Genomic DNA, 26,855 nt, shown 5'->3' on the forward strand with positions numbered 1-26,855 from the left:
AAGATACCCGCTGCAACAAAAAGTCGTCATTCAACAACCTCCGCCGCCCAGGCATCCCTTCTCATCATATCCACAATGTTAATTAAAAACCTTCGCCCAGAATTTCGGGACAAAAAAACGCCGCCGAATTCGTCCTGACCTCTTTCAGGCACGTCCGACTGCGTCGTTGCCCATCTTATATAGATATGCGGGCAACGCAGTCAACAGGTAATTTTACTAAAAAGGCGAAGGAATATTATACACTTTAACGTCACCTTAATACAACTCTTTTCTAATGAAGCTCTGCGATCCGGAGCCGGGCTCAGGGGCTGATACGCTCCCTCTGGCAAAAGACACATTATTCACAAATAAAGACGCCGCGCGCCTTTACAGCCGATAGGGAGTTATAGCTATATACCTTCTGGGACAAAAGCAGATTAAACAGGATAAGGCACGGGGTGAAGCAGTTATGTCGCGACCAAAAATAGGTCTTGCACTTGGCAGCGGGATCGCCCGCGGCTGGGCACATATCGGCGTTATTCGTCGACTGGAAAAGGAAGGCATCAAGCCCGATTACGTCACGGGCACTTCCATAGGCGCCCTGATCGGCGGCATGTACCTTGCGGGTAAGCTCGATGACCTCGAGGACTGGGCGCGCGATATCGGCAAGTCAGGACTATTTCGGCTTCTGGACATCCGCTTGTCTGGCGGCGGGTTGATTTCCGGAAACAAAATGCTCAAGCTTTTGGAAAGCACCATCGGCGATATCAATATTGAAGATCTACCGGTGCCGTATGCGGCCATAACGACGGAACTCGGTACCGGTCATGAGATCTGGATCCGCGAGGGAAACCTGGCGCAGGCAATTTCTGCATCTTACGCACTTCCCGGCTTGTTTTCGCCGCAGAAAATTGACGACAGGTGGTTGATAGATGGCGCCCTTACCAACCCGGTGCCGGTGTCGGTCTGCCGGGCGCTCGGTGCCAGGTTGGTCATCGCCGTGAATTTGAATGCGGATGTTTTCGGCATGGCAACTATTGACGACGCGAACAGCGAGTTGATGATAGATGAAAATGGTAAAAAGAAAAATATCTTTCATGCCCGCTCCCCGGTTAACCTTATGAAGCATCGCTTTTTCGACAAAACGGGCACCGAGCCGAGCATTTTCGGCGTGATGATGTCCTCGCTGAATATCGTTCAGGATCGCCTAAGCAGATCGCGCCTAGCCGGGGATCCACCCGACATCACGATCGCCCCGGTCCTCGCCCGGCACGGGCCGCTCGATTTCAGCAAGGCCGATGAAATGATTGCCGAGGGGGACGCCGCTGCCGAACGCTCTCTCCCCTTCCTTATCCGGGCAATAGAGGTTCTGTCGTGAGCGAAACGACTCAACCCGTCGCGATATAATCCCTAAGCGCCGCCGCTTCGTGCTCAACTTCATCCATTCGGCTCTTGACCACGTCGCCGATAGAGATAAATCCGGCAAGTTTACCGTTTTCCATCACCGGGAGATGACGGATACGCTTTGCCGTCATCAACGCCATGACATTATCGATTGTTTCGGAGGGCGAAATTGTAATGACCGAGGAGGTCATCCAGTCCGACGCTGTCTGCTCTAGGCATTTGCTGCCACATTCGGCGAGACCGCGGACAATATCCCGCTCCGACAGGATCCCGCGCAAGTCCCCGGCCTTGTCAACAACCAGGACAGCGCCGATCCGCCGGGAGCCGAGAATACTGCACACCTCAGAGATGCTGTCCGACGGCGCCGCCGTAATGACATTGAACCCTTTCGTCTTCAGAATACCTGCAACATTCATCGCAATCCTCCTTCTCAACCTGTCGACCGAAAAATCGACGAATGATTCATAATTTTTGTTTTTCTAATTTACCAGATCACATCCCAAAACTCAAACATATCCACAGCCTCGGAGTTGCCCGCCGCATAAAGTCAGGGCAGCTTACCATAGGGACCCGGCTCTTCCTCAACCGGATCATCTTTTCGGTCCGGCGGGCCAATGACAATCGTCACCTCCCCCTTAATTTTCCTGTCAGCAAACTTTTCCGCCAACTCTTCCAGCCGGTCGCGATGGATATTTTCAAATTTTTTGGTGAGTTCGATACAGACGGCCCCCTGCCGATTACCGAGACACTCAAGGGCAATTTTCAGGATTTTGCCGACCCGGAAAGGCGATTCGAAGAAAACAAGCGCCGACGGCGTTTCCGCGAACGCCTTGAATACCTTTCTCTGCCGTCCCGGACGGCGCGGCAAAAAACCGAGAAACGAAAAGGCCGGCGCCGGCAAGCCGGAGACCGTCAGCGCGGTGATCACTGCACTTGGGCCGGGCAGCGCCTCGACGCGATAGCCGTTTTCAATGGCTGCCGCCGCCGCTCGTTGCCCGGGATCGCTGATACCGGGAGCCCCCGCATCCGACGTCAACCCGACAGATTTCCCATCCCGCAGCAGGGACAGGATCCGGCCGACCGCATGATCTTCGTTATGAGCATGACAGGCGAAAATAATGGGTGGGCTGGTGAGTTCGTGCCGCTCAAATATTTTCCGGGTATGCCGGGTATCTTCGCAGGCCAGCGCGTCAACCGCTTGCAGGATACGAATTGCCCGGAGGGAAATATCCTCAAGGTTGCCGATAGGCGTCGGGATCAAGTAAAGGGTTGGCTCATTCTGGTCATCGGTTTCAGTCATGACGCAGGACTAACCATATTACACCACCAAACGCAACGCCGACCACCCGGTCACGGAGGCAAGGGCGCCGATCATGCTGGTCGCTTGCGAACAAGATAGCGCTGCTCGCCTTCCATAACCAATTGCCGCCGCTGGTTATGAACGGTGGAACGCACCGTCACAACGCCGGTTGATTTTTGTGCCTTCAAGTCCGTGATCACCAGCTCCGGATAAACGGTATCGCCATAATAGACGGGTCCCAGAAACTTTGAGGATTGATCAATAAAAGCGATCAGGGATTCGCCGATGACATGAGGAAAAACCCCCGCCCCGGCCGCGGTCTGGATCAGGACCTGAAATCCATGGGCCAGAAGTTCAGGATGTCCCTGTGACTTGCAATATTCGAGGTCATAATGGATTGGATGATTGTCACCAGATGCCGCCTGGAAAGCCGAAAAATTTGCATCCCGCAGGGTTCGGGAGGGAATATAGAAGCTTTGTCCAACAGACAAATCCTCAAAAAAACTTGCTTCGGCAAATTTGTGGGTATTGGGGTTAAAATCCGTATCGTTCATGCTTCATCTCGCTTGTTTTCAAGTCTTTTCATTCAGAAGGCGAAGTATAGATGAAACCGGGCCGGGAACAATGCTTTCTCCGGGTGTTTCCGTGATTTACCAACTTAGGCCTTTTTTTAAGCCTGGGACGCGCTACAATTGATCCTCGATAGCCAGTCACAATGAAGGGAATAGCCTCATGAAAGGCAACGCTGAAATTATCAAGCATCTTAATGTCGTCCTGAAAAATGAATTGACGGCAATCAATCAGTATTTTCTCCATGCCCGCATCCTTGAGGACTGGGGACTAAAAGAACTCGGTGAAAAGGTCTACCACGAATCTGTCGATGAGATGAAACATGCCGATAAACTGATTAAACGCATTTTATTTCTCGAAGGCCTCCCCAACCTGCAGGACCTTGGCAAGCTGTTAATCGGGGAAGACACCAAGGAGATTCTCGAATGTGACCTGAAAATCGAGAAATCCGCCCATGGCGATCTCAAGGCGGCGATAAAGGAGTGTGAAACCACGCAGGATTATGTCTCTCGCGATCTTTTTGCCGAGATTCTGGAAGGCGAGGAAGAGCATATCGACTGGCTGGAAACCCAGCTTGGGCTCATCGAGAAAATGGGAATACAGAACTATACCCAGACGCAAAGCTCCTGAATCGGGTTAGAGAATCGATTTGAGGCATTTTTTGAATTTATTTTCTAAACAATATTGACATTCATTCGCAACAACCCTAGTTATTAGGAATGATTTGCAATATTAGCAGTGGAAATTCTCATAATGTATATTTGCTTATGTAACGGGTTTACCGATCGCGATGTGAAAACGGCTGTTGCCGCTGGTGCCAAGCGGATTGCCAATGTCTATGAATCGCTGGGCGCTGCGCCACAATGCGCCAAATGCTCCGTCCATATTCGCGATATAATCCGCGAGTCAGTTGCTGTGCGGGAACACGGTTGAGCTGAGTATAAAATTTATCAGTTTTGGGAAAAGAAATTTCCCTCACCTTTTAAGGGGTGAGGGATTTTCAGTTTATAAGGCCTTATTATTGATTTCCGCCTTGGCCTGGGCATACTGTTCTTTTAATTGATCGACATAGACTTTGACGGGCTGGACATTGCGAACACTGCCTATTCCCTGTCCTGACCCCCAGATATCTTTCCATGCCTTGGACTTGCTTATTCCACCGCTCCCGAAATTCATGCGGCTCTTGTCGGCCCCAGGTAAATTATCAGGATCCAGCCCGGCTTTGGTTACACTTGGCCGCAGGTAATTGCCATGAATACCGGTGAATGTATTTGTATAAACAATGTCTTCGCCAACACCCTCAACAATCATATTCTTGTAATCATCGACGGCATTTGCCTCGCTAGTGGCGATGAACGCGCTTCCAATATAGGCAAGGTCAGCCCCCATCGCCTGGGCGGCAAGAACGGACCGTCCATTGGCAATAGCGCCCGAAAGGACAATCGGGCCGTCAAAAAACTGCCTGACCTCGGATACCAGCGCGAACGGGCTTAGCCGGCCGGCATGACCGCCCGCGCCCGCGCAGACGAGAATCAATCCGTCAACCCCCGCTTCCAGTGCCTTTTCTGCATGCCGTATCGTTGTCACATCATGCAGGATGATTCCACCATATGAATGAACTGCCGAAACAACTTCATCCGGCGCCCTGAGGCTGGTTATGATGATCGGCACCTCATGCTTCACGCAGAGGGCGACATCCTCACGCAACCGGCTGTTCGAGGCATGAACGATCTGGTTGACGGCAAACGGCGCCACCTTCTTGTCGGGATTGGCCGCCGCATAGTCGGCAAGTTCGGATTTGATGCGATAGAGCCATTCGTCTAGCTGTGACAGCGGGCGTGCATTGAGAGCCGGGAATGATCCGACAATACCTTCCTTGCATTGTGCGATAACAAGCTCCGGGCCGGAAACGATAAACATCGGGGAGGCAATGACGGGAAGTGAAAGGCGTCCCTCCAGGACGGATGGCATCGTCATTCGCGACAGACTCCAGAGAGATTTGAGGATTTGGCCAGGCCTGGATCTTGGCGTCCAGTTACCCGGCTTGCGACGATTATTAGCAGCATTTTTTAAAGATGACAAATTGTCATTTTTGACAAAATTTCATTTTTAACGTTCGCACCTGCAGCAATATTTCCAAAAACCATTGAAAAACAGAATATTATTACTTTCGAGGGGGATAAAAATAATTTTTCTATTGTGCAGTGCACCCTCGATTTTAGACGCATGATTCCTCTTTTACGATCTTTTTACAGACTGTTTTGATTCTCTGCCTCTTTGAAATATGCCGATTCATGGGGAAAAAAGCAGACATGGTCATTATCTTCCCTCCCCGGGTATATTTTTGCCTCCCGGCACAATACTGTCCCCAGGAAGTCGTTCAACAATTTACGCAATTCCTATAGATTTCAAGGTGTTCGACCTTTCGCCAAAGCTGGCACGAAGGCTGCATAGACTGTCAATAATCATTCGAGTCTGTTTTCAGGAGATATACGTGCTGCAAATTGATATGCCTTCCCGGTCCATTGCGAACCGGTTTGAAAAGCGGGATGCGTTTCGCATTTCTAAACCGATTCTCTCAGTGGAAATCGCCGGTCGAAAGTTTTCAACAGAAAACTGGTCCCTGAACGGGATGCTATTAAACGGCCTTCCGGAGGAAACTGATCTTGATGAGCCAGTGGAGGGTATTTTCGGCCCCATGGGATCGACAGAATTATGTCGTTTCAAGGGGCGTATTGTCCGGCTTGATCCCGACAGTATGAAAACGGCCATTGAACTCGACGAGAAAAGCGCGGAGGTAGCGGCCCTACTGCCAATCTGGGTTTTGAAATATTGTGCCCTGTAGGCTTTTCCGGCGCCGGAACCCCATGTTTATTTGAACGCCCACATAACGAAGGGTTGACACGGGAACAGGTCAATTCCTATGGTTGATTGCAATTGTCGGCAGAATGTCGGCATACCTTTGTTTACCCGACGGGAGAGACCGGCATGTCCGGCGCCGAAGGAGCAACCGCCCCGGAAACTCTCAGGCCCCAGTACCGTCGGGGAAAAAGGCTCTGGAGAGCATGTGCGGGTTTATCCTGACATATCACCGAAGGGGAAAGCCGGAGATTTCGGCGCAATCTTTCAGGTACCCGGACAGAGGGGGCATCGTTTAACGCATTGGTGAATTTTTCGCCAGAGTGAGGAAGGATGCCTGATGACGAATATTCCTAAAACCGGACTTGGCAGCGTAACACCTGTCATTCCGTCAAAGCCCACGGACAGAACTGACCCGACCTCCCAGATGGATGTCAATATCAGTGTGACGGACCTTTACACCATCGGTATCGGCCCCTCAAGTTCGCATACCGTCGGCCCGATGCGCGCCGCAAAGCGCTTCGTCGATCACTTGGCAACAGAGGGATTGCTGATAAAAGTGAACCGGGTGCTAGTTGAGCTTTACGGCTCCCTCGCCCTGACCGGCCACGGCCATGCGACGGATATTGCAATCCTCCTCGGTCTGAGCGGCGCCCGTCCGTCTGAGATTGATCCCGAGGAAGTCGAACCCGGAATTGCAAAAATCCGCGATATGAGAAAAATCATGCTCGGCGGAACCCATGAAATTCCTTTCTACGAGGACGACAACCTCCTGTTCCTAAAAGATCAGATCCTGCCAGAGCATTCCAACGGCATGCGGTTCAGCGCCTATGACAAAGCCGGGGAGCAACTTCTCACCAAAGACTATTTTTCCGTCGGCGGTGGCTATGTCGTTTCCTATCATGAAGGGGACCGCGCTGAAACCCGCGGCCATAATGTCGAACTCCCCTACCCTTTCACCTCCGCCGATGAACTGCTGGCAATTGGACAGGAGACGGGTCTCTCCATTGCCGAGATCATGCTCGCCAACGAAACCTGCTGGCGCGAGGAGAGCGAAACATTCGCCTTTCTCGATGCGGTAAATGACGCCATGATCGCCTGTATCCGCCGAGGCTGCGAGGCGGAGGGGATTTTACCGGGCGGTCTCAAGGTCAAGCGCCGTGCCCACAAGCTTTATCAGGGCCTGATGGAAAACCCGGAACGAGCCTCACGTGATCCGCTCACGGTGCTCGACTGGGTTAATCTCTATGCGCTTGCGGTGAATGAGGAAAACGCCGCCGGCGGGCGGGTCGTGACCGCACCGACCAACGGCGCCGCTGGAGTCATCCCGGCCGTGCTCAAATATTATCAGCGCTTCTGCGCCGGCACTAACCAGAAGGGAACCCGCGATTTCCTTCTGACCGCCGCGGCGATTGGGGCGATCTACAAGAAGCGCGCCTCGATCTCGGCTGCCGAAATGGGGTGTCAGGGCGAAGTTGGCGTTGCCTGCTCAATGGCGGCGGGCGCGCTCACGGCAGTTCTTGGCGGCACTAATGAACAAGTGGAAAATGCCGCCGAGATCGGCATGGAGCATAATCTCGGCCTGACCTGCGATCCCATCGGCGGACTCGTGCAGATCCCCTGCATCGAGCGCAATACTATGGGCGCGATGAAGGCGATCAACGCAACCCGTCTCGCGCTGTCCGGCGACGGCACCCACGTTGTCTCGCTGGATGAGGTGATTGAAACCATGCGCCAGACCGGCGTCGATATGCTCAGCAAATACAAGGAAACATCGCAAGGCGGGCTTGCTGTAAATGTCGTCGAATGCTGACCCGCCCGAGGGCCCGGCATCAGTCTTTCCGGGTCAGCATCTTCTGGATATGCAGCGGCAGGGCGAAGGCTGCCTGATGAACTTCCGGGGTATAATAGTCGGTCGGGATTCCGGCCGCCATATATCGCTCGGCCAGGATAGCCAGGCTGACCTTGCGATGGGCCGCCCTATCACAGGCCCAGCCATAAGCCATGACGCCGCCAACATAGCTCGGGATCGCGGCAAGATAGAAAGTCACATCCGAAAATAACGAGCCGAGACGGTCATAGCTTGTTTTAAGCTCGCTTTCCTGAACGAACGGCACACCATTCTGGGTAATGATAATCCCGCCATCGGCAAGGCAGGACTTGCAGTCGCGATAAAAGTCGAGCGTGTAGAGAACTTCCCCGGGGCCATGCGGGTCGGTACTGTCGATGATGATGACATCCCAGCGCTCATCGGTTTCCGCCACGAACTTGCAGCCATCAGCGATCACCAGATCAAGCCTCGGGTCATCAAAGGCACCGCCGGAGACGGTGGGCATGTATTTTCTGCTCAGCTCAATGACCGAGCGGTCGATATCGACCAGCGTCACGGCAATGTCCCGATGCTTCATGAGCTGGCGCGCCGCACCGCCGTCCCCGCCGCCGATCACCAGAACGCGGCTGACATTGCCATGGGCGAGCAGCGGGACATGGACGAACATTTCGTGATAGATAAACTCGTCCTTTTCCGTCGTCTGGACAGCACCATCGAGCGACATGACAAGGCCGAACTGGCTGTTCCTGAAAATCATCAGGTCCTGCAGGTCGGTCTTTTCGCGATAGATAACCTCTTCCACGTCGAGGGCGAGATTCACCCCCGAATGCAGGGTCTCGTCGAACAGTTCCATCAACCGACAATTCCCCGCTTGATTTCGTTAAGCTGGAGCGTTGCCGGTCGAAATGCCGCTTTTAGGACGGGAATGGCCTTATAGGGGTCGGCTTTGCCGCACATGAAGATATCAAGCGCCATATAGCCGCGCTCCGGCCAGCTGTGAAAGCTGATATGGCTCTCGGCGAGGACCGCAACGCCGGACAGGCCATCGGGCTCGAACGCATGAATATGAAAATGCAGCAAGGTTGCGCCGGAAACATCAATGCATTCGCGGAGCGTCGCCTCAATCAGGGCCGGATCGTTGAACCCCACCCCGTCCCAGAGATCAACGATCAGATGTGTTCCCGCGAATGTCAGGCCGTCCTTATGCACGAAATAGTCAAGCCGCCCCTCCGCCGCCTCTTCAACACCGTCAATTTTCCTGATATTTTCCAGCATTTCCGTTCGCGAATTCGCCCTTCCTAACCATTATGTCAAGGTGGCGCGTTATCGCTGAGAAGCTAGCCTAGTGCAAGGGAAAATTGGCAGCACCCTTGTGTTTTCCCTGCAACCTGCCCCATGATGACATCAACGGATCATACTGCTACCAACCGGAAATGCCCATGAGCCTTGAACTCTTCAATTATCCCTACAGTGTCTATGGACGGATCGTGCGGATTGTCCTTGCGGAAAAAGGTATCCGTTACGAGACGCGGGAGATCAATCCCTTTGCACCGGAGGTATCGAAGGAGTATCTCGATATCCACCCGTTTTCCCGCGTTCCCGCCATCCGCCACGATGGCTTTATCCTGTATGAGACGGCGGCAATTACCGACTATCTCGACACCCGGTTCGGCGGCCCGTCCCTGCAACCGGCGGAACCAGCCCCGCGCGCCCGGATGCGACAAATTATTTCACTGGTCGATAATTATGCCTATCTGCCGCTCGTGCGTCAGGTCTTCTCACACAGGGTCTTCCGCCGCGCTTTTGGGGAGGTAGCGGATGAAAATGTCATTGCAGAGGGGCTCGCCGCCGCGCCGCGCATCCTCGCCGCCCTCGAACTACTGCTCAAAGAGGATGGCTATGCCACTGGCGCGGACCTTTCCCTCGCCGATACCCATCTCGCCCCCATGATCGATTATTTTACCATGGCGGAGGAAGGGGCTGACATGCTCCGTAACTATCCGAAGCTCAACGGCTGGTGGAACCGGATAAAGAACCGCTCCAGCATATTGGAAACCCGACCGTACTTGAAATAAATCAAGGGTCCATTTAGACCGGATGACACCAATTACAGGCAGGAGACCGCAATGCGCTTAATCAAGCCCGCCGATTTTATCGGGAAAAAAGCATGGGATGCGCTTGATATCGAGAAAATATCGGGGGCGACCGTTCGCCTTCACTGGACCGACCAGCCCTATATCTGGCATATGAATGACGGGCCGGAGGTGTTTGTCCTGCTGGACGGGAGCGTCGAGATGCATGTGCGCGAGGACGGGCAGGAAAAGATTTTACGGCTCTCGCCCGGCGATATTTTCCATGCGCAAACGGGCGACGAGCATAAGGCTGTCCCGCTTGAACCCTCCCGCATTCTGGTGATCGAGACCGAGGGCAGCATCTGACCCCCGGCCGCGGAGATCACTTACTGCAAATTCACATATTCATAATCGATCGGCAGGCTGTTGATGCCGCGATCCGGGGCGGCGATCCAGCCGGCCATCTTGCCGGGTTCGGTGACCTGTTGCATCAGGCTGTGGACATAGGCACGATCGAGGTCCGTGGGCAGGAACTCGGCCGCGCGCCGGCTAAACTCGGCTTCGGAAATAAACTCGCCCGCCGGTGTTGTGACGGCACCGGCCCAGGCACCAATGGAGCGGCGGAAGCGGCTTGACGGCAGTTCAAGGGCAAAATCAAATCCCGCCTTCTTGATAAGACGGTTCCAGCGCGTCACGCCAACCTGACAATCCTTGATATAGGCGTTGCGTACCTGGTCATTGACGGCACTGCGCACCGCAATCTCCTCCATCCGGACACCGCCCGCACCGTCGGGAACAGCAATTTCCAGACTGGTATCGCGGGCAATATGGTCCTCATACTGGCGCTCATCCGGACGGCCCTTAATCCCGTTGGCAAAGGAAATCGCCGCATTCGAGGAAATCTCGGCCCCGAACAGGTCCATGCAGGAAGAAAACCAGAAATTCACATAGCGCTGCAATAGCGGCAGATCAATAACCCCCGCCTTTCGCAAATTCGCGGGATCATCGGTTTTGAGCTCAACCATCTTTGCCAATGTGCGCTTGACGATGCGGCTAATCCCGGTCTCGCCGACATACATGTGGTGGGCCTCCTCTGTCAGCATGAACTGGCAAGTACGGGCGAGCGGATCGAAGGAGGATTCGGCCAGGCATTTAAGCTGGTACTTGCCGTCGCGGTCGGTGAAATAGGTGAACATGAAAAATGACAGCCAGTCGCTGATCGGCTCGTTAAACGTTCCGAGAATGCGCGGGTTATCCTCACTGCCGGAATGGCGCATCAGCAGATCCTCCGCCTCCTCCCGGCCATCGCGGCCAAAATAGGCATGCAGCAGATAGACCATCGCCCAGAGATGACGACCTTCCTCGACATTGACCTGAAACAGGTTGCGCAGATCAAACAGCGACGGACAGGTCTGGCCCAACAGCCGTTGCTGCTCGACCGAAGCCGGTTCGGTGTCGCCCTGGGTGACGATCAGGCGGCGCAGGATCGAGCGGTATTCCCCCGGCACCTGCTGCCAGACGGCCTTGCCGTAATCATCACCAAAGCCGATGGTGCGATCCTGCTCCTGTGGATTAAGGAAAATGCCCCAGCGATAGTCCGGCATCTTGACGGCACCAAAACTCGCCCAGCCCTTGGCATCGACGGAGGTTGCGGTCCGGAGGTAAACGTCTTTTCCCTGGAACCCTTCCGGGCCCATATCCTTCCACCAGTCAAGGAAGCGCGGCTGCCAATGCTCCAGCGCCCGTTGCAGACGGCGGTCATTGCCAAGGTCAACATTATTCGGAATACGTTCCTGATAATTTATCGCCATCTCACACTCTCCTTTTATCAAATTCTGCTTTTGTGCCGCTGCCGAACAGCTTGAGCGCGCCGGTGTCCCCAACCGCGTTCGGGCGATTGAATATCCAGTTCTGCCAGGCGGACAGCCGCCCGAAAATCTTGGTCGAGACGGTCTCGACGCCGCCAAAACGCAAATTCGCTTCAAGGCCAGTCAGCGCATCCGGCGACAGGCTCGCCCGTTCCTCAATCAGCAGGCGGATTTCCTCTTCCCAGTCGATATCGTCGGGGATAAAGGTGACAAGGCCCTTTTCTTCTGCCGCAGCAGCATCCATCCCAATCCCGACTTGCTGGCGCAGCACTTGAAGAACCGCCGCCTCCTCATGGAAGCGGCTTGCCAGCCGGGTCAGCCCGTTGACCATCTCAAGCAATCCGAAATTCATGTCGCTGAGAGTGATATGAGGCGGGTTTCCATCGCCCTCCGCAATATCGAGCATGTAAATCCGGTCGGCGGCGAGCGCCAGTTCAAACAGGCTGCCCGCAAAACAGGATCCCTCGTCGATCAGCGCAAACAGGCTGCGGGAGGAGACCTCCAGTCGGCCAAAGGTCCGGCGCATCATGCCAATCACTTCGCGCACGAACCAGTCATTGGCGTTGGCGTTAAGGGCGGCATCCGCCTTGAGGACATTACCAGCGTCCCCCTCTGTCTTCAGCAGGAAGGTCCCGACCTCATCATTATTGGTGCGCAGCATCAGGATTGCATCGTCCAGTTCCCGCGCCATGACGAGCGGCCACCAGTCCGCGCCCGCCTGATGAATTTCCGCCGCCGTCGCGGCGATGTCACCGCTCGGCGCTTTTACCGTAATTGTCGCGCTGCCGTCGTCCGCATTCAACCCGGCATCCACATGGCTATAATGATAGCCTGTGTCATCTATACGCCGGTCCAGCGGTTTAAGCATAACGCCGTCAGCCTTTTCGGGCCTTGTGCTCTCCGACGCCAACGCCCGTGCCCGGGCCGCGACCTTGTCATCGAAGGAATTGCGGGGCACAACCTCATCAACCAGTTTCCAGTCTTTCGCCCGCTGGCCCCGAACCCCGTCCGGGTTGGTGCAGAAGACATCAGCGAGGTCATGACGGACCTTTCGCTTGTCCGTCAGGCGCGTGAGACCGCCAGTGCCGGGAAGCACGCCGAGTAGGGGGACTTCCGGCAGGCTGACCGCGCTGGACCGGTCATCGATCAGGAATATCTCGTCGCAAGCAAGCGCCAGTTCATAGCCGCCGCCTGCCGTCGTCCCGTTACAGGCCGCGAGGAACTTGAGGCCGGAATTGCTGCTGCTGTCCTCGATGCTGTTGCGGGTCTCATTGGTGAATTTACAGAAATTGACCTTCCAGCCATGCGACGAGGTGCCGAGCATGTAGATATTGGCGCCCGCACAGAACATTTTCTCCAGTCCGCTGGTGATAACGACGGCGCGAACAGTCGGGTGCTCGAACCGGATGCGCTGCAAGGCATCGTTCAACTCGATGTCGACACCAAGATCATAGGAATTGAGTTTGAGCTGATACCCCGGCACCAGCCCCGCATCCTCATCAACCGTCAACACAAGCGTCGCAACGGCCCCGTCCAGCTTCAATTGCCAGTGACGGTATTTTTCAGGATGCGTATCAAAGGTAATCATGAGTTGTTGCTTCCAGTTTATGAATTATAGTACTTAAAGATAAAATGCACTTTAGTTCATGTCAAGCAGATTGGGCGCCGCCGCCGTCTAAAAGGGAAAGGGTGATCTGCTCAAGCTTCTGCAGGCTTTGCTCTATCTGCTGGCCTGCCGTGCTGAAACGGGCATCGGCGCGCCGGTAGAGCGGCTCCCGGGCCACCAGAATCTGCTTTAGATCCTCCATCGCCTCGCTACTGCCCGCCATGGGCCGCATGTCTCCCTGCGCCATGACCCGCGCCATATGTTCCTCCGGCGAGGCCTGTAGCCAGATAACATGCGTTCGGCGTAACAACAGGGAGAATGTCTTTTCATCAGCGACAATACTGCCGCCAGTGGCAATGACAACTTCGTCCTGACGGTCGATAATATTCGTGAGGCAGCGCCGTTCCAGCCGCCGAAACGACGGCTGCCCGGCCAGCGAGAAAATCTCCGCGAGGCTGGCACCGAATTCCTTCTCGACCTTCTTGTTAAGCTCAATGAAGCCAAAACCAAGCCGCCCGGCCAATAGCGGGCCAAGTGTTGACTTCCCTGCCCCGCGCAGGCCAATGAGGGAAATTCTCTTCCCCTTCGCATCATTAGGGCTTTCGCCAATCTGAGCACGAATCAATTTAAGCGCCTCGGCAAGCTTATCCTCGGGCAAACGTCGGGCCAGCTGATAGAGCATTTGCCTCTCCGGTGTCATCTGCTCGGCACCCACGATCAGGTCTGACATTTTCATGTCCATGGCATCGGCAATCTGCCGCAAGACGAGAACCGAAACATTCCCCTGCCCGCTTTCCAGCTTTGCCAGGTATCGCTCCGATACCCCGGAATCATTGGCGAGAATCTTGCGCGTCATTCCGTGGCGGGCGCGCGCCGCCCGGACGCGAGCACCAAGCTCAACGAGATATTCACTCGCGGCGTTATCCTCGCGTCTGAAATTATCTGTCGCCGACTTGTTCATTCGCACTTCTCTTCGTCGCGGGTCATTATCTTCTGGACAAAGTGTATTATATTTCCTATTTCCTCATTTGAGTAGTTATTTCTGGAGAAAAATGATTTTGGTTGATCAAATCAAAATTCTTGTCAGCACCATGACCGGGACAGCGGAACTGGTGGCGGAGGAAATCGCCGATGCCGTTTCGGCCAAGGGCATTGAGGCCGAAATCCTGCTGATGGACGATCTCGGGGCGGAGGTTCTCGCGGACGATGCGGTCTATGTGATCTGCACCTCCACTTACGGGCAGGGAGACGTCCCGGACAACGGGCAGGCCTTCATGGATAATCTGGAGGCCGCCGCGCCGGACCTCAAAGGCATTAAATATGGCGTCTTCGCCCTCGGGGACATCACCTATAACCAGACATTCTGCAATGCCGGCAATCTGTTTGATGCCGCGTTCAGGAAATTCGGCGCCACCCGCATCGGCGAGATTATGAGGCATGATGCCTCCTCCGGCGAGCTCCCGGAAGACCAGGCGGGCGAATGGGCCGGTGAGTGGCTGGAGCAATTAACTGGCAGCTAGCCTGCCGCAATGGCCAGCCATAATCGATTGGCTTGCCGTTAAAACACGGATAGAGATAAACTGGGCATCGACGGCCCCAAAGTCTGAAAATCCGGGCATAAATGACAGGTCTTTGAAACTCTGGGGAGGGGAATATGGCAACCAGCGATACGGACAGAGCACAATTCTACAATGCGGCTGTCGAGCTGATCGATCACAACCTGGCGGCGGGGCGGGGCAACAAGACCGCTGTCATCGATTCTGGCGGCACCCACAGCTATCAGGCGCTGAACGATGCAATCAACCGCTTTGCCAATGCTCTTGGTGAGCTTGGGATCCTGCCTGAGCAACGCATTGTCCTCTGTCTCAATGATTCCATCGATTTTCCTGTCTGCTTTCTCGGCGCCATCAAGGCCGGAGTGATCCCGGTTCCGATCAATACTCGCCTGACCGAGGCCGATTGCGCCTATATCCTTGAGGACAGCCGGGCGACGGGTCTGTTTGTCTCAAGCGACCTGATGCCCCTGTTTCAATCGCACCTCGATAGCCATCCCGCGTTGAAATCCGTCATTATTTCGGATGGCGACGCCAGCGATGACATGAGCCTTGAAACATTGCTGGCCCGCCAAAGCGACGCCTTCACCGCCGTGCAAACCAAAGCCGATGACATGTGTTTCTGGCTTTATACCTCGGGGACCACGGGACGCCCGAAGGGAACGGTTCATCTTCATAGCAATCTGGCCGCAACCGCGGATTTATACGCACGGCAAACCCTTGGCATTCAGGAAGACGATATTATGTTTTCCGCGGCCAAGCTCTTCTTTGCCTATGGGCTTGGAAACGGCCTGACATTTCCCTTTTCCGTTGGCGCGACGGTGGTCCTGCTGAAAGGCCCGCCCACACCGGAGGCGGTCTGCAAAATTCTTCGCACTGAGGCACCAACGATTTTTTACGGCGTTCCAACCCTGTTCGGCATGTTGCTGGCGAGCGGCCTTCTCCCCAAAGCGGGAGAGCATAGCCTGCGTTTCTGCACCTCGGCGGGCGAGGCCCTGCCTGCGGATCTTCTTAGCCGCTGGCAGAAACAGGTGGGCGCCGATATTCTCGACGGGATTGGCAGCACGGAAATGCTTCATATCTTCATCTCGAACCGGCCCGGCGATGTGCGGCCGGGCTCCACCGGCAAGCCGGTCACCGGATACACCATACGGCTTACCGGCGATGACGGCCGCGCCGTTGCCCAAGGGGAAATGGGCGCGCTTGAAATTTCTGGCCCGTCCAGCGGGTTGATGTACTGGAACCAGCGCGACAAAAGCTGCGAGACATTTCACGGCCCCTGGACGCGGGCGGGTGATAAATACCGGCAGGATGAGGACGGATATTTCATTTACTGCGGGCGCACGGATGACATGCTGAAGGTGGGCGGCATCTATGTTTCCCCGTTCGAGGTGGAGGCAGCCCTGATCGAGCATGAGGCAGTCCTTGAAGTCGCCGTCGTTGGTAAAGCGGACGCCGATGAACTGATCAAGCCGAAGGCGGTGATCGTTCCGCGCGACCCGACCGCCGACCGCGAGGCGTTGGCGGAAGAGCTGAAAATCTATGCCAAGTCCAAACTCGCGGCATTTAAATATCCGCGCTGGATCGAGTTTGTCGATGAATTGCCTAAGACCGCAACGGGTAAAATCCAGCGCTACAAGCTCCGCGATTAGCGCCGCTTGAATTCACACCCGAAATGGCCAAATATGGTTCGGGAGCGCATAACGGGAACAGGAGCGTAACATGATCAAGGGACTTCACCACAACGCCTATCGATGCCGCAACTCGGAAGAAACCCGCAAATTCTACGAGGATTTTCTGGGTCTGCCGCTTGCCGATGCCTTCCCCATCGGCGAAACGAAATCAGGCCGCAAGACGGAGGTCCTCCACTCGTTCTATCGCATGGACGATGGCTCATTCCTCGCCTTTTTTGAGGCCCCGTACCAGTCCTTCGAGTTCAAGGACCAGCATGACTTTGATCTTCATATTGCCCTTGAGGTTGAGATGGATAGCCTTCACGAAATGTTCGCCAAGGGTAAGGAAATGGGGTTTAACCCGCGTGGCATCTCCGACCATGGCTTTATTCATTCCATTTATTTCCGTGACCCGAACGGGTATGTCATAGAATTGACCGCAAAAGTTCCCGGAAAAACGAAGGACGCCAAAACCGCCGAAGCTGATGCCCAAAGTATCCTGTCCGACTGGACAGCCGCGCATCCTGCCTGATCCCTTTGCTCCAACAAAGCATTTTCCAACTGGCCATACGGGGCTTTTGCAAATAAGCTATGCGCCGACTGAATAGCTTTGGGGGATCGCGGTTGATGGTGTCGGCACGGAATGGTTGGGGTGTGTTTTTTGCGCTTGTGGCGCTTATGGCGGTGATTTCGGGTCCGGCGGAGGCGGCGGAGGACCGGTATATCGGCTATTACTATCCGGCCCCGGATTCAACGGAAATCTATTGCGCACGGATTCCCCCGCTGGAAAACATGGACAAGCGCCGACGGATCGGCTTTGTCATCGGCATCAAGGAAGGCATGGCAACCCGCCCCTATGAAGCGGCCTACTCCGTTTTTGCCAAAGGCGAGGAATCACAGAAGCTGATCATCGTCGCCAAGATCGACGGGTATCTTAAAACCATATATCGGGCGCGGGCATTGCTTGCTGATCTCACCAACAGCGCCCGGACGACCCCGATATTCGAGGAGACAGGAGCACCCGAAGACCTGACATTTCTGGATTTGCTGGCCTTGCTGAGTGTCGAATCTGTTACGCTCAGCGATGGAGATAACTTCACTCACCAAATCAAGATATACCCGGTCAGCAACAAAAAATGCAGCTAGTCACCCAGGCTTAATCGCTGTCTCCCTGCCACACCGCCCCGGCCTGTTCCAAGGCAGCAATCTCATTAACCTCATATCCGGCCGCCTGCAGGACTTCATGGGTATGGGCGCCATAGACTGGCGCCCCGCGCTTTAGCTCGGCCGGGGTTCTGGAAAATTGCGCGGGCTGGCGCGCCTGCCGCAACCGTCCCGCCTCCGGATGATCGCTCTCGATAATAATATCATTTGCAAGCACCTGCGGATGAGTGCGCATTTCAGTTCGGGTGAGAACCGGCGCGCAAGGAACATCATGGCCTTCGAAACTGCTAATCAGTTCAGCCGTCGTAAAGGACTGCATCAGGTCCTGCATCAGGCGGGTGCGAATATCCTTGTTGACCTCCCGCCCCTCCGGTGTCCGGAACCGGTCATCCTCAACCAATTCAGGCTTTTTCACGGCCATGGCGAACCCCTTCCAGTGTTTATCCAGCATGACCGCAACACTGATATAGCCGTCCTTCGTCTCATAAATCAGGTCGATGAAAGATTGGGCAACCTCCGTCGCCGTCTCCTCGCCGACAAAGGTATGACCGCCCATATCGGAGCTCCAAAGGAACGAGACGAGTGTATCCAGCATTGATAGCTCAACATGCTGCCCCTCACCTGTCCGTTCGCGCGCAAAAAGAGCCGCGGCAATTGCCTGCGATGCCTGTATGGCGGTCAGTTTATCGGGGAGAATTGTCCTGACCAGTTTTGGCCGGAGGTCATCCGATCCGGCCTGTACGCTAGTCAGGCCGGAAACGGCCTGGATAAGCGGGTCAAATACCGGCTTCTGGGCGTAAGGACCGGTAAACCCGAACCCGCAGATTGAAACATAGATAATCTTTTGGTTGATCGCGCGGGTGCGGGCCTCGCCAATGCCCATGCGCTCGGCAACGCCGGGCCTGAAATTCTGGACAACCACGTCGGCGGTCGCAACCAGCTTTTCAAATACCGCAATCCCGTCCGGATTTTTCAGGTCAAGAACAATGGATCGCTTGTTTCTGTTGTTATTGACAAACGAGGCAGAGAACCCGTTGCGGCGTGTCGCCACATGGCGCCCGTAGTCACCGCCGCCCGGCGCTTCCACCTTGATGACATCCGCGCCCTGATCCGCCAGGATCATTGTTGCCAACGGCCCCGAAATCATGGTTGTCAGGTCAATGATCTTGATTCCGGCGAATGGTCCCGGCATGGCAATACTCCTTATTCATCTTGCGGCGCATGTATGATTTTACTTCTATTTCACCTTCGACGGGAAGATGCGCCACCGCCATCAGAAAATAAAAAAATACCATGGTTTATCATGGCCATACCTCTAGGGTATGCTGTAGAATTCGACTGAAAGCAATAATCATAAAGAAGGAAGCAAAAATGTCCTCTGTCAATATCATCGCAATGATCACCGCAAAACCCGGTAAACTGGAGGAAGTCCTCGCCGCGTTCAAAGCCAACGTTCCTGCTGTTCAGGCCGAACAGGGCTGTATCGAGTATAATGCCGTTATTGACATGGAAGGTGTAGGCGGGTTCCAGACCAAAATCGGGGAAAACTCTTTTGCCGTTATTGAAAAATGGGAAAACATTGATGCCCTGATGGCCCATGCCACTTCTGCTCATATGAAGGCCTATGGCGCCAAAACCAAGGATATGCTTGAAAGCCGGGTAATTCATGTTCTCTCTCCCGCCTAACCGAACGGCGCGTGCGCGCGCCCTTCAAATCTTTGTCTGTCTGGCTGTCATCAGCCTGACGCCCGTCCGGGCGATGTCTGAAGAACAGAAATCGCCCGGTCCGGAGGGTACCGCTTTCAATGTCTTCGACATGCCGGCGATGTCGGAAAAGCTGGTCTTTGCCTTCGCCGCCATCAAGAAAGGCGAGTTTGAAGATGCTGAGCAATCTCTTCGCAAAATAATTTCGGAATATCCGGGCCGGGACCAGAATTACTATCTGCTGGCAACCTTGCTCGCGGCTCGCAACAAGCCGGACGAGGCTCTGGATACGCTGTCGGTTGCCATCGACAAGGGCTTTCGCAATTCTAAGCTCCTGCAAACAGATCCGAATCTGAAATCTTTGAGGGACTCTCCGCGATTTCAGGAACTGGCCGAAAAAATCATTAAAAACAATGCGGAAAAAACTGGCGACCCTGGCATCAAGTTTGGCCCTTATCCAATTCAGAACTCTCAAGCTCTTGTCAGCCCCGCGAACACCATCTGGAACCCGCGTATCGGGACCCTGATCAGCGAATTCAAGTTCAATGCGACGAGTACGCCCAGTACCGTGCAAACCGGAACGGACCCCGTTGCCAACCTGTTGACCCAATGGTATCAGCGCGGATCGGCCGCCGGAAATCATGGTGACCTCTATGACAATCGCGATCGCGGGCATTCTGCTATCAAGATATCCAGATATCCGCAGTTTAGCTTTATTGAGTATAGCCGGGAAGCGAAGGACGCCGGGATCGACTACGGGGTAAATACAAAAATCCTGTTCAATTCCATCACCATCGGAAATTCGTCGACGGCGGTAACGAAGGGCAAGTTCTGGCGTAGCCAGGGACGGCTTGCGACAACCCTGCCGTTCGGCGCAAATAAATTATTTTTGCAATATGTCTCAAATCATTTGTATGTGTATCCGGCGGTCGCGGACTATGGGATAAAGCACGGCGATATCCTGAGTGCCAACACCCCGTACATGATTATCTCCAAGGGGAAATCAGGCTCCGATAGGCCATTTCTCAATGCGGTTGCCAGCATCCTCGCCGCCTTTAAGCCTGAGGTGAAGGAATATCTGAAGAAAAACCGGATGATCATGCCGACCGTGCAGATGATATTTCGCGAGGGACAGGTTTCCGTTAAAAATCCGGAGGATTACCTGACCTACAAGGCGCAACCGCCGGTTTTTGACAGCCTCAATATTGATCTTGGCAAAATGGTGCAAATGGCACAGAAGCTTGAGATAAAGGACGTGCCGCCGATCGTGCAACTTTCGATTGTCTCCGAGAGCGAACCTGAAAAAGGTATAGACGATTTCAGCACCTTCCGTCCCGAGGCGTTATTTTCAACGCCTACCGCCATCTCCCGTGCGGTCAGGTCCAGTGCCCTGGAGACGAAGCTTGTCGTCAGCGCGGAAAAGACACAAGGACCGCCCAACCAGAAGCTTGAATATCGGTGGGTCGTGCTCCGGGGGGATAAAAAGCGAATTTCCATAACGCCGAAAAATGAAAGTGGCAGCGTTGTTGAAATCACTGTTCCCTGGCACGCGCCGTTTCCTGCGCCGGAGCAGGCTGACATCACCACAAGCCGGGTTGAGATCGGGGCCTTTGTCAATAACGGCACCTATTATTCCGCACCGTCCTTCATCAATTTCCTTTTTCCCGCCAATCAGGTGAGAAAATATAATGACAAGAAGCAAATCGTGATGATCGACCACCGGAGCCCGGAGACCAAGGGTCGCTATATCGATCCGCAGATATTTGCGGACAGGAACTGGCGCGACGACTATGAGTATGACGCCGCGGGAAAGCTTGTTGGTTGGACCCGAACACGCGGCGCGAAAACGGAGAGATTTACCCGCGATGGCGCAAGGGTCATTGAGACAGACGCCCTTGATCGTCCTATCACCGCCGAAAAGATCGTCTATAAGCTCGAATGGTCAAAATCCGGGCTTCCGGTCGTGACCGAACAGGCGACGGATGCGCAGGCACACTATGTCTATGCCAATGACAATGACAGGATCGGCCAGGTAAAAGCCAACTAGCCGCGACTGCCTCCGCCGCATGACCGACATGCACAACATAGGACGATCCGCCCGTCTCCGTATTATCCATGTGCCGGAGCTTCAATCCCATATAATCCGCCATCGACATTCCGCCGAGGCCAGGAGCGTCGCCGGCACAAAAATAACCGTCGACATCATCCGTGGTCAGGCCCGCATCGTCCAGCGCCCCTTTGGCGACTTCCGCATGGAGTTGGGCGAGGGATTTGTCCACCGCCTTTCGCCTCGGATGCTCATAGGCACCGGCGATATAGGCTTTTCCGTTGATTGTCATGAGGCGGCTCCCTTTTTATTATTTTTAATGCAGGGCAACATGTATGTCCCGTGACCGTAGCAAAGCCTCGGACAGGTTTCAATCGCTATGTCATCGAAGCCGGGAGAGGCGGCGATGAGAAATGTTTCACGTGAAACGTGCGTAGTTCGCACAAAAACCGGCACAGGACACGTGGATATATTTGAAGCGAAAGAGTGAAAGTTCGAAAAACACCTTCTAACCAAGGGGGGTAATGGTGGCTCCTCCCAGACTCGAACTGGGGACACATGGATTATGATTCCACCGCTCTAACCAACTGAGCTAAGGAGCCGCAGGAAATTACCCAAATTGCACAGGCGGGCATTTCGAAGCCCGGTTTTTAGGGTCTTTACGCTGCCCTGTCAAGCCGGGAAATCAGATTTGTCTGCCTCGCCGCGCGATCAGGAGGCCAGCCTGAGCGGGGGTTCCGTTCCCGCAATCCAGCCACCGCCAAGAAGCCGGTCGCCATCATACATCACGCAGGCCTGTCCCGGCGAAACACCGCCCTCCGGATCGGCCAGATGAACCTCGGCCCAGCCGTTTGCCGCCCCGTAGACAGTCGCCGCAAAGGGTTCCTGGGTCGAGCGGACCTTAACTGTCACCTCACGGCCGTCAAGCCCGAGCGCTTCATCACCGATCCAGTTAACATCCCGTAATGTCAGCTTGGCAACGAGCAAGGCCTCTGGCGGACCAACAATCACCCGATTGCGACCCGGATCAATCCGAACGACATAGAGCGGACTTCCCGTAGCGACCCCGAGGCCGCGGCGCTGGCCGATGGTGTAATTAATGATGCCTGTGTGATGGCCGAGAACAGCCCCGTCGAGATCGACAATATCGCCATCCACACCCGCCCCCGGCCGCAACCGTTCAATCACTTGCGCGTAATTGCCGTTGGGCACAAAACAGATATCCTGACTCTCCGGTTTCGCGGCAACGGCCAGATTGTATTTATCGGCGAGCGCCCGCGTCTGCTCTTTCGTCAGATCACCGAGGGGAAAACGTAAATAATCCGCCTGCTGCTGGGTCGTCGCGAACAGGAAATAACTTTGATCCTTGCCGGTATTGCGGCCCCTATATAACTGTGCCTTGCCTGCGACCTGTTCACGGCGCAGGTAATGACCTGTCGCCAGAGCGACGGCGCCGAGGTCCCGAGATGTTTCGAGGAGGTCGCGGAATTTCACGGTCTGATTACAGCGCACGCACGGCACCGGCGTTTCACCGCGGAGATAGCTGTCAGCAAATTCCTCCATCACGCTATCCTGAAAACGACTCTCATAATCAAGGACATAATGGGGAATGCCGATGGCTTCGGCGACCCGGCGGGCATCATGGATATCCTGCCCGGCGCAGCACGCGCCTTTTTTCTGGACGGCAACGCCGTGATCGTAAAGCTGCAACGTGATGCCGACAACGTCATACCCCTCGTCCTTCAGAAGCGCAGCCGTCACCGAACTGTCGACGCCACCAGACATGGCGACAACAATGCGGGTATCCTCCGGCGGAGTATCAAATCCAAGTGAATTCATGGCGCGCAATATAGGCTGCACGGCGCAATATGCAAGCAATTCGGCGCAAACGCCGAGCGGATTACAGGAAATTCAGCAAACTGAGACGGCTTATCTGGCTCAAGACGTTGTAGGACGCCTCAAGCGCGAAATTACGCTGGTTGAGATTGGCGATTGCTTCCGCCGCATCCACATCCTCGATATTGCTGATGAATTCCTTTGCCTGATCGACCTGCAGGGCGAGACCTTCCTGTGCAGCATCCACGGTTTTCTGATTGAGACCATTGTCCCCGCGAAAGCCACTTATCCTGTCGATCAACTGCTCAAGGTTCGGGATTTCCCCGATCAGAAAGTTCTGATCCTCCTGACTGAGCGGCGAGGCCAGATTGCCGGAGGGACCGGCAGGAACCGGCGCTGTCGTCGGAACGATGCCGTTTTTCCACATGGCAAACCGTTGGAAGGCGGTCATAATTTCTAGCCCGAGATCATCGGCCAGGACCCCCACTTCCAATGTCCTGTTTTCATCAATGCGGACAGATGATTTCAAACTGTTATTACGGAAAATATCCGTCGGCGGTTCGGCCGCCGTCAGCAGGTCATCGATGGAGGTAATACTCACCGGCGCTTCATCCTGATTGGAGCCGGCAAACAGATATCCTTCGGTATTCTGGCTGTTGAGAAAATTGAGGACATTATCGAAGGCGCCCTCAACCGTTTCATACAGCCCTTGCGTGGAGGTCGTACCGATTGCCCCCATAACCGCCGACATGACATCATTTCCCGAGGTTTCAATCCCGGCCATTGCCTGATCATAGCTGGAAAGGCGGTTCATGATATGGCTGTTGTTCGCCTGATGTTGGGTCAGACGGGACAGAAGCGATTTGGTCCCCGCGAGGTTTGTGATATCCATGTGAATATCTTTGTAATATTCCGCGACATGGCCAGTCGATACCTGCAGTTGGGCCTGAGAAACTTTTTTCTGGCTCGACAGCATTTCATTCAGAAGCACCTGGCTTTGCTGAAAACTCGAAACTCTCGTCATATTTTTTCTCCTACATGTTCATCAGAATGTCATACATCTCACGGGCCGTCGTAATGATACGGGCAGAGGCGTTATAGGCATTCTGGTAAATAATCAGATTGGCAAGTTCTTCGTCCATATTCACTCCTGCGACTTCCTGAAGCCGATTTTGCAGGGCACCGACAAGGGCCTCGCGGTCGCTTTGCAGGCTGTCGGCACGGGCCGCGCTCAAGCCCGCACTTGCCAGAACCTGCGCGGCATAATCATTCAACGAGACAGTGGAACCGGTCAGTCCGCCGATAGTTTCGAAGGCGTAGGACTGGGAGGCAATATCCTGAAATGCGAGCGCGCCCCGGTTATCGGCCTGCGTGACCGCAGGTGTTCCGCCCGGATCGATTTTGGCCGTCGCCAGACGTTGGGGATTGGCCGCAACATCCGCCACAACTGCAAATTCGAGCCCGGCATCCGCCGGATACCGCTCCCCGACCCCAAACATTTCCGAAAATCCAACGTCGGTACCCGCCCGGTCTGAACTGTCGGAGACAACATTCAAACGATAGCCACCGAGGCCCGGTGCATTGGTAAAGGCGAGTGCGCCATCGGCATCCAGGGAGGCCGTCGTATAAGGCGCGAGATTGGCGTTAAGTTCCGTCACCACATCGGCCATGGTTCCGCCGATAGCCCCAAAGTCCAGAATGAAGGAAACCGGTTTCTGTCCGTTCGGGCCCTGCAATTCAAGTGCCGTAGTCCCGGTAAAGCCGTGACTGTTTGCAGAGGTGAACCCAGTATCGAAAGAGGTGTCGACTTTCGTTGAAATCATATCATTCATGCCGAAGAAATGGGAGAAACCTCGCCCCCCGCGCGCAGACGGGCTGGCCGCTTCCTGAGCGATACCAACACCGGTTGCGCCGCCCTGTGCAGACATGCCGAGGACACCGTTTGCAAGGGTCAGCGTCCCCGCCCCGAGGCCGCCGTTGACCTCCGCCACAACATCGGCCAGCGTCGTGGTCCCCGGATTATCAAAATCAACGGTATAGGATGACTGGATATTATTACTGGCATCGAAGCTGTAAAATGTTGCCTGACCGGTGAAGCCGTGGGGATCGCTGGCGACAAGCCCGGTATTCCGGCCGGTCAAGGTCGCTGGCGGCGGCACCGCGATATTGTCGTTATGGATGGCGTTGAACTGTTCGGCCACACCCGACGCCAGGGCGCCGATCTGCGCCGCGATATTCGGCAGTTCCGTATTGCGCATGTCCAGCCAGCCCCGTAAAGACCCGCTTTGCAATTCAGGATCGAGCGCAAGACCGGTCGCGGCAACAGTCTTTGTCGACGTGTCATAGACATTGAGGCTAATCTGGTCGAATTGGGTCTGGGTCGAAACGACGCTGGCCGGTGAATAAACAAGCTGCCGTGGCTGAAAATCAAGAAGCTGCTGTCCGGCATCTGTCACAACGGCAATCGCGCCATCAGTCATCGGATAGGTTTTGATATCCATGATCTTGGAAATGGCCGTCAATGACTGATCCCGCTGATCCATAAGCTCACCGGTGGGCTGCCCGCTTTGCGTTGCCGACTTGATCTCGATATTAAGATCGTTGATGCGCAGGATTGCATCATTGACGATCTTAACCTCCTCAGAGATATGGGTGTCCGCCTCTTTGCGCAGCGACTGGATTTGAGTGAGTAGACGGTCCGTCTCAATCCCGAAATTCCCGATCTCGGCCAGCGCCGCCGATCGCGAAACCGACATTGTCGGATCGACAGAGAGGGCTGCAAAGGCCGCATTAAGGCTATCGAGCTTTCCGGTCAGGGACTTGTTATCCGCCGGGTCCCCCAAAAGGGATTGCAGCTGGGTATGAATCTCGGACATCGCCTTATATTGTTCAGACCCGGCCGTGGAGAGCCGCAGTTCCTTGGCAATAAATTCATCCGTGATGCGGCGAATTTCTGATACCTCGACCCCTGCGCCCATTCCATTGACCGCAAGAGAACTGTAACTGACGCTCTTGCGTGCATAGCCTTCAGTCTGAACGTTGGCGATGTTATTCGATGTGACATTGAGGGCCGCCTGATGGCTCAACATGCCCGTCACGCCGGTGTTCAAAATTGCATTCAAGCTCATCTAACTGCTCCTCAGGGACTGAAACGTCTCACCGGAATTCGGAAAAAACAACCGGGACAGGGCAAAAGGTACCGGGTGCCCGAACCGTACCGCGCGCTTTACTCTTTCGCGGAAGCCGCATTTAACTTGTTGTTTTTTCATCTGTATTTTCATTTTACCAAAAATTTCAGCTCACATTTAGAATCCCGGTAAGGGATCTTCAGATGTTAATGAGCAATATCAATGCCAACTTTCCAGAGTGGGGTCTCTGGGATCGAATAA

The 26,855-nt window shown here is 54.7% G+C and carries 26 protein-coding genes, 1 tRNA gene, 1 pseudogene and 2 riboswitches; of the genes and pseudogenes, 13 read left to right on the top strand and 15 right to left on the bottom strand.

What is annotated here, in order from left to right; all coding sequences use genetic code 11:
• The first annotated feature begins 448 nt into the window (after nucleotides 1–448).
• A complete protein-coding gene (locus ACESNI_RS05515) occupies nucleotides 449–1,357 on the top strand; it encodes a patatin-like phospholipase family protein (RefSeq protein WP_373085508.1) in 909 nt (302 codons plus the stop codon).
• A 10-nt stretch (nucleotides 1,358–1,367) separates the two neighbouring features.
• Here ACESNI_RS05515 and ACESNI_RS05520 read toward each other — a convergent pair whose 3' ends face one another.
• The 3 genes from ACESNI_RS05520 to ACESNI_RS05530 form a co-directional block, all read right to left on the bottom strand.
• On the bottom strand, nucleotides 1,368–1,799 hold the full coding sequence (locus tag ACESNI_RS05520; RefSeq protein WP_373085509.1) for a CBS domain-containing protein: 432 nt from the start codon (nucleotides 1,797–1,799) through the stop codon (nucleotides 1,368–1,370).
• A 131-nt stretch (nucleotides 1,800–1,930) separates the two neighbouring features.
• Nucleotides 1,931–2,683: a 16S rRNA (cytidine(1402)-2'-O)-methyltransferase gene (rsmI, locus tag ACESNI_RS05525; RefSeq protein ID WP_373085510.1), complete on the bottom strand. Its 753-nt coding sequence runs from the start codon at nucleotides 2,681–2,683 to the stop codon at nucleotides 1,931–1,933.
• A gap of 71 nt (nucleotides 2,684–2,754) precedes the next feature.
• A complete protein-coding gene (locus ACESNI_RS05530; protein WP_373085511.1) occupies nucleotides 2,755–3,237 on the bottom strand; it encodes a MaoC family dehydratase in 483 nt (160 codons plus the stop codon).
• A gap of 178 nt (nucleotides 3,238–3,415) precedes the next feature.
• On the opposite strand from ACESNI_RS05530, the gene bfr reads away from it, so the two are divergent.
• Nucleotides 3,416–3,883 carry a bacterioferritin gene (gene bfr / locus ACESNI_RS05535; protein WP_373085512.1) on the top strand — a complete coding sequence of 156 codons (468 nt, stop codon included), beginning with the start codon at nucleotides 3,416–3,418 and terminating at the stop codon, nucleotides 3,881–3,883.
• Between the two features lie 123 nt (nucleotides 3,884–4,006).
• On the top strand, nucleotides 4,007–4,186 hold the full coding sequence (locus ACESNI_RS05540) for a bacterioferritin-associated ferredoxin (protein ID WP_373085513.1): 180 nt from the start codon (nucleotides 4,007–4,009) through the stop codon (nucleotides 4,184–4,186).
• A gap of 72 nt (nucleotides 4,187–4,258) precedes the next feature.
• Here the strand turns inward: ACESNI_RS05540 and ACESNI_RS05545 are convergent, their stop codons facing one another.
• Nucleotides 4,259–5,230, bottom strand: a complete 972-nt coding sequence (locus ACESNI_RS05545; RefSeq protein WP_373085514.1) for an NAD(P)H-dependent flavin oxidoreductase — start codon at nucleotides 5,228–5,230, stop codon at nucleotides 4,259–4,261.
• Between the two features lie 517 nt (nucleotides 5,231–5,747).
• On the opposite strand from ACESNI_RS05545, the gene ACESNI_RS05550 reads away from it, so the two are divergent.
• Nucleotides 5,748–6,098: a PilZ domain-containing protein gene (locus ACESNI_RS05550; protein WP_373085515.1), complete on the top strand. Its 351-nt coding sequence runs from the start codon at nucleotides 5,748–5,750 to the stop codon at nucleotides 6,096–6,098.
• A gap of 119 nt (nucleotides 6,099–6,217) precedes the next feature.
• Nucleotides 6,218–6,304: riboswitch (glycine riboswitch) on the top strand.
• A 3-nt stretch (nucleotides 6,305–6,307) separates the two neighbouring features.
• Nucleotides 6,308–6,397: riboswitch (glycine riboswitch) on the top strand.
• Between the two features lie 142 nt (nucleotides 6,398–6,539).
• Nucleotides 6,540–7,925, top strand: a complete 1,386-nt coding sequence (locus ACESNI_RS05555; protein WP_373085559.1) for an L-serine ammonia-lyase — start codon at nucleotides 6,540–6,542, stop codon at nucleotides 7,923–7,925.
• A 19-nt stretch (nucleotides 7,926–7,944) separates the two neighbouring features.
• Here the strand turns inward: ACESNI_RS05555 and speE are convergent, their stop codons facing one another.
• Both speE and speD read right to left on the bottom strand, forming a co-directional pair.
• On the bottom strand, nucleotides 7,945–8,796 hold the full coding sequence (gene speE / locus ACESNI_RS05560; RefSeq protein WP_373085516.1) for a polyamine aminopropyltransferase: 852 nt from the start codon (nucleotides 8,794–8,796) through the stop codon (nucleotides 7,945–7,947).
• Entirely contained in the window at nucleotides 8,796–9,218 is a 423-nt protein-coding gene (speD, locus tag ACESNI_RS05565; protein WP_373085517.1) for an adenosylmethionine decarboxylase, read from the bottom strand. The genes speE and speD overlap by 1 nt, the downstream gene beginning before the upstream one ends.
• Nucleotides 9,219–9,382: 164 nt before the next feature.
• Between speD and ACESNI_RS05570 the strand changes: the two genes are divergently transcribed.
• Both ACESNI_RS05570 and ACESNI_RS05575 read left to right on the top strand, forming a co-directional pair.
• On the top strand, nucleotides 9,383–10,018 hold the full coding sequence (locus tag ACESNI_RS05570) for a glutathione S-transferase family protein (RefSeq protein ID WP_373085518.1): 636 nt from the start codon (nucleotides 9,383–9,385) through the stop codon (nucleotides 10,016–10,018).
• 51 nt (nucleotides 10,019–10,069) lie between these two features.
• Nucleotides 10,070–10,381 carry a cyclic nucleotide-binding domain-containing protein gene (locus tag ACESNI_RS05575; RefSeq protein WP_373085519.1) on the top strand — a complete coding sequence of 104 codons (312 nt, stop codon included), beginning with the start codon at nucleotides 10,070–10,072 and terminating at the stop codon, nucleotides 10,379–10,381.
• A gap of 20 nt (nucleotides 10,382–10,401) precedes the next feature.
• On the opposite strand, the gene boxB is transcribed toward ACESNI_RS05575, so the two are convergent.
• The 3 genes from boxB to ACESNI_RS05590 form a co-directional block, all read right to left on the bottom strand.
• Complete coding sequence (gene boxB, locus ACESNI_RS05580) at nucleotides 10,402–11,826, bottom strand: benzoyl-CoA 2,3-epoxidase subunit BoxB (RefSeq protein WP_373085520.1); 1,425 nt, start codon at nucleotides 11,824–11,826, stop codon at nucleotides 10,402–10,404.
• 1 nt (nucleotide 11,827) lies between these two features.
• A complete protein-coding gene (gene boxC / locus ACESNI_RS05585; RefSeq protein ID WP_373085521.1) occupies nucleotides 11,828–13,471 on the bottom strand; it encodes a 2,3-epoxybenzoyl-CoA dihydrolase in 1,644 nt (547 codons plus the stop codon).
• 61 nt (nucleotides 13,472–13,532) lie between these two features.
• Complete coding sequence (locus ACESNI_RS05590) at nucleotides 13,533–14,450, bottom strand: helix-turn-helix transcriptional regulator (RefSeq protein WP_373085522.1); 918 nt, start codon at nucleotides 14,448–14,450, stop codon at nucleotides 13,533–13,535.
• Nucleotides 14,451–14,547: 97 nt separating this feature from the next.
• On the opposite strand from ACESNI_RS05590, the gene ACESNI_RS05595 reads away from it, so the two are divergent.
• From ACESNI_RS05595 to ACESNI_RS05610, 4 genes are all read left to right on the top strand, one after another.
• Entirely contained in the window at nucleotides 14,548–15,009 is a 462-nt protein-coding gene (locus ACESNI_RS05595; protein WP_373085524.1) for a flavodoxin domain-containing protein, read from the top strand.
• 134 nt (nucleotides 15,010–15,143) lie between these two features.
• Entirely contained in the window at nucleotides 15,144–16,694 is a 1,551-nt protein-coding gene (locus ACESNI_RS05600) for a benzoate-CoA ligase family protein (protein ID WP_373085525.1), read from the top strand.
• 70 nt (nucleotides 16,695–16,764) lie between these two features.
• Nucleotides 16,765–17,247, top strand: coding sequence for a VOC family protein (locus ACESNI_RS05605; RefSeq protein ID WP_373085527.1), 483 nt, complete (start codon nucleotides 16,765–16,767; stop codon nucleotides 17,245–17,247).
• A 59-nt stretch (nucleotides 17,248–17,306) separates the two neighbouring features.
• A complete protein-coding gene (locus ACESNI_RS05610; RefSeq protein WP_373085529.1) occupies nucleotides 17,307–17,861 on the top strand; it encodes a molybdopterin-guanine dinucleotide biosynthesis protein A in 555 nt (184 codons plus the stop codon).
• A gap of 10 nt (nucleotides 17,862–17,871) precedes the next feature.
• Here the strand turns inward: ACESNI_RS05610 and ACESNI_RS05615 are convergent, their stop codons facing one another.
• Nucleotides 17,872–19,071 (bottom strand): CaiB/BaiF CoA transferase family protein, encoded by a 1,200-nt coding sequence (locus ACESNI_RS05615; RefSeq protein ID WP_373085530.1) that lies wholly within the window; start codon nucleotides 19,069–19,071, stop codon nucleotides 17,872–17,874.
• 179 nt (nucleotides 19,072–19,250) lie between these two features.
• Between ACESNI_RS05615 and ACESNI_RS05620 the strand changes: the two genes are divergently transcribed.
• Together ACESNI_RS05620 and ACESNI_RS05625 are read left to right on the top strand one after the other, a co-directional pair.
• Nucleotides 19,251–19,565, top strand: a complete 315-nt coding sequence (locus ACESNI_RS05620; RefSeq protein ID WP_373085531.1) for a putative quinol monooxygenase — start codon at nucleotides 19,251–19,253, stop codon at nucleotides 19,563–19,565.
• Nucleotides 19,566–19,704: 139 nt separating this feature from the next.
• Nucleotides 19,705–21,630, top strand: coding sequence for a tetratricopeptide repeat protein (locus ACESNI_RS05625; protein WP_373085560.1), 1,926 nt, complete (start codon nucleotides 19,705–19,707; stop codon nucleotides 21,628–21,630).
• On the opposite strand, the pseudogene ACESNI_RS05630 reads toward ACESNI_RS05625, so the two are convergent.
• The 5 genes and pseudogenes from ACESNI_RS05630 to flgK all read right to left on the bottom strand — a co-directional run.
• Nucleotides 21,629–21,922: pseudogene (locus ACESNI_RS05630) on the bottom strand (thiolase domain-containing protein); the annotation flags it as partial. The gene ACESNI_RS05625 and the pseudogene ACESNI_RS05630 sit on opposite strands and share 2 nt — an antisense overlap.
• Before the next feature lie 233 nt (nucleotides 21,923–22,155).
• Nucleotides 22,156–22,232, bottom strand: a tRNA-Met gene (locus ACESNI_RS05635).
• A gap of 109 nt (nucleotides 22,233–22,341) precedes the next feature.
• Entirely contained in the window at nucleotides 22,342–23,469 is a 1,128-nt protein-coding gene (gene mnmA / locus ACESNI_RS05640; RefSeq protein ID WP_373085532.1) for a tRNA 2-thiouridine(34) synthase MnmA, read from the bottom strand.
• 61 nt (nucleotides 23,470–23,530) lie between these two features.
• Complete coding sequence (locus ACESNI_RS05645) at nucleotides 23,531–24,490, bottom strand: flagellin (protein WP_373085533.1); 960 nt, start codon at nucleotides 24,488–24,490, stop codon at nucleotides 23,531–23,533.
• A gap of 10 nt (nucleotides 24,491–24,500) precedes the next feature.
• Complete coding sequence (flgK, locus tag ACESNI_RS05650) at nucleotides 24,501–26,594, bottom strand: flagellar hook-associated protein FlgK (protein WP_373085534.1); 2,094 nt, start codon at nucleotides 26,592–26,594, stop codon at nucleotides 24,501–24,503.
• Between the last annotated feature and the right edge of the window lie 261 nt (nucleotides 26,595–26,855).

It is taken from the genome of Sneathiella sp. (assembly GCF_041689005.1).
GTDB lineage: Bacteria > Pseudomonadota > Alphaproteobacteria > Sneathiellales > Sneathiellaceae > Sneathiella.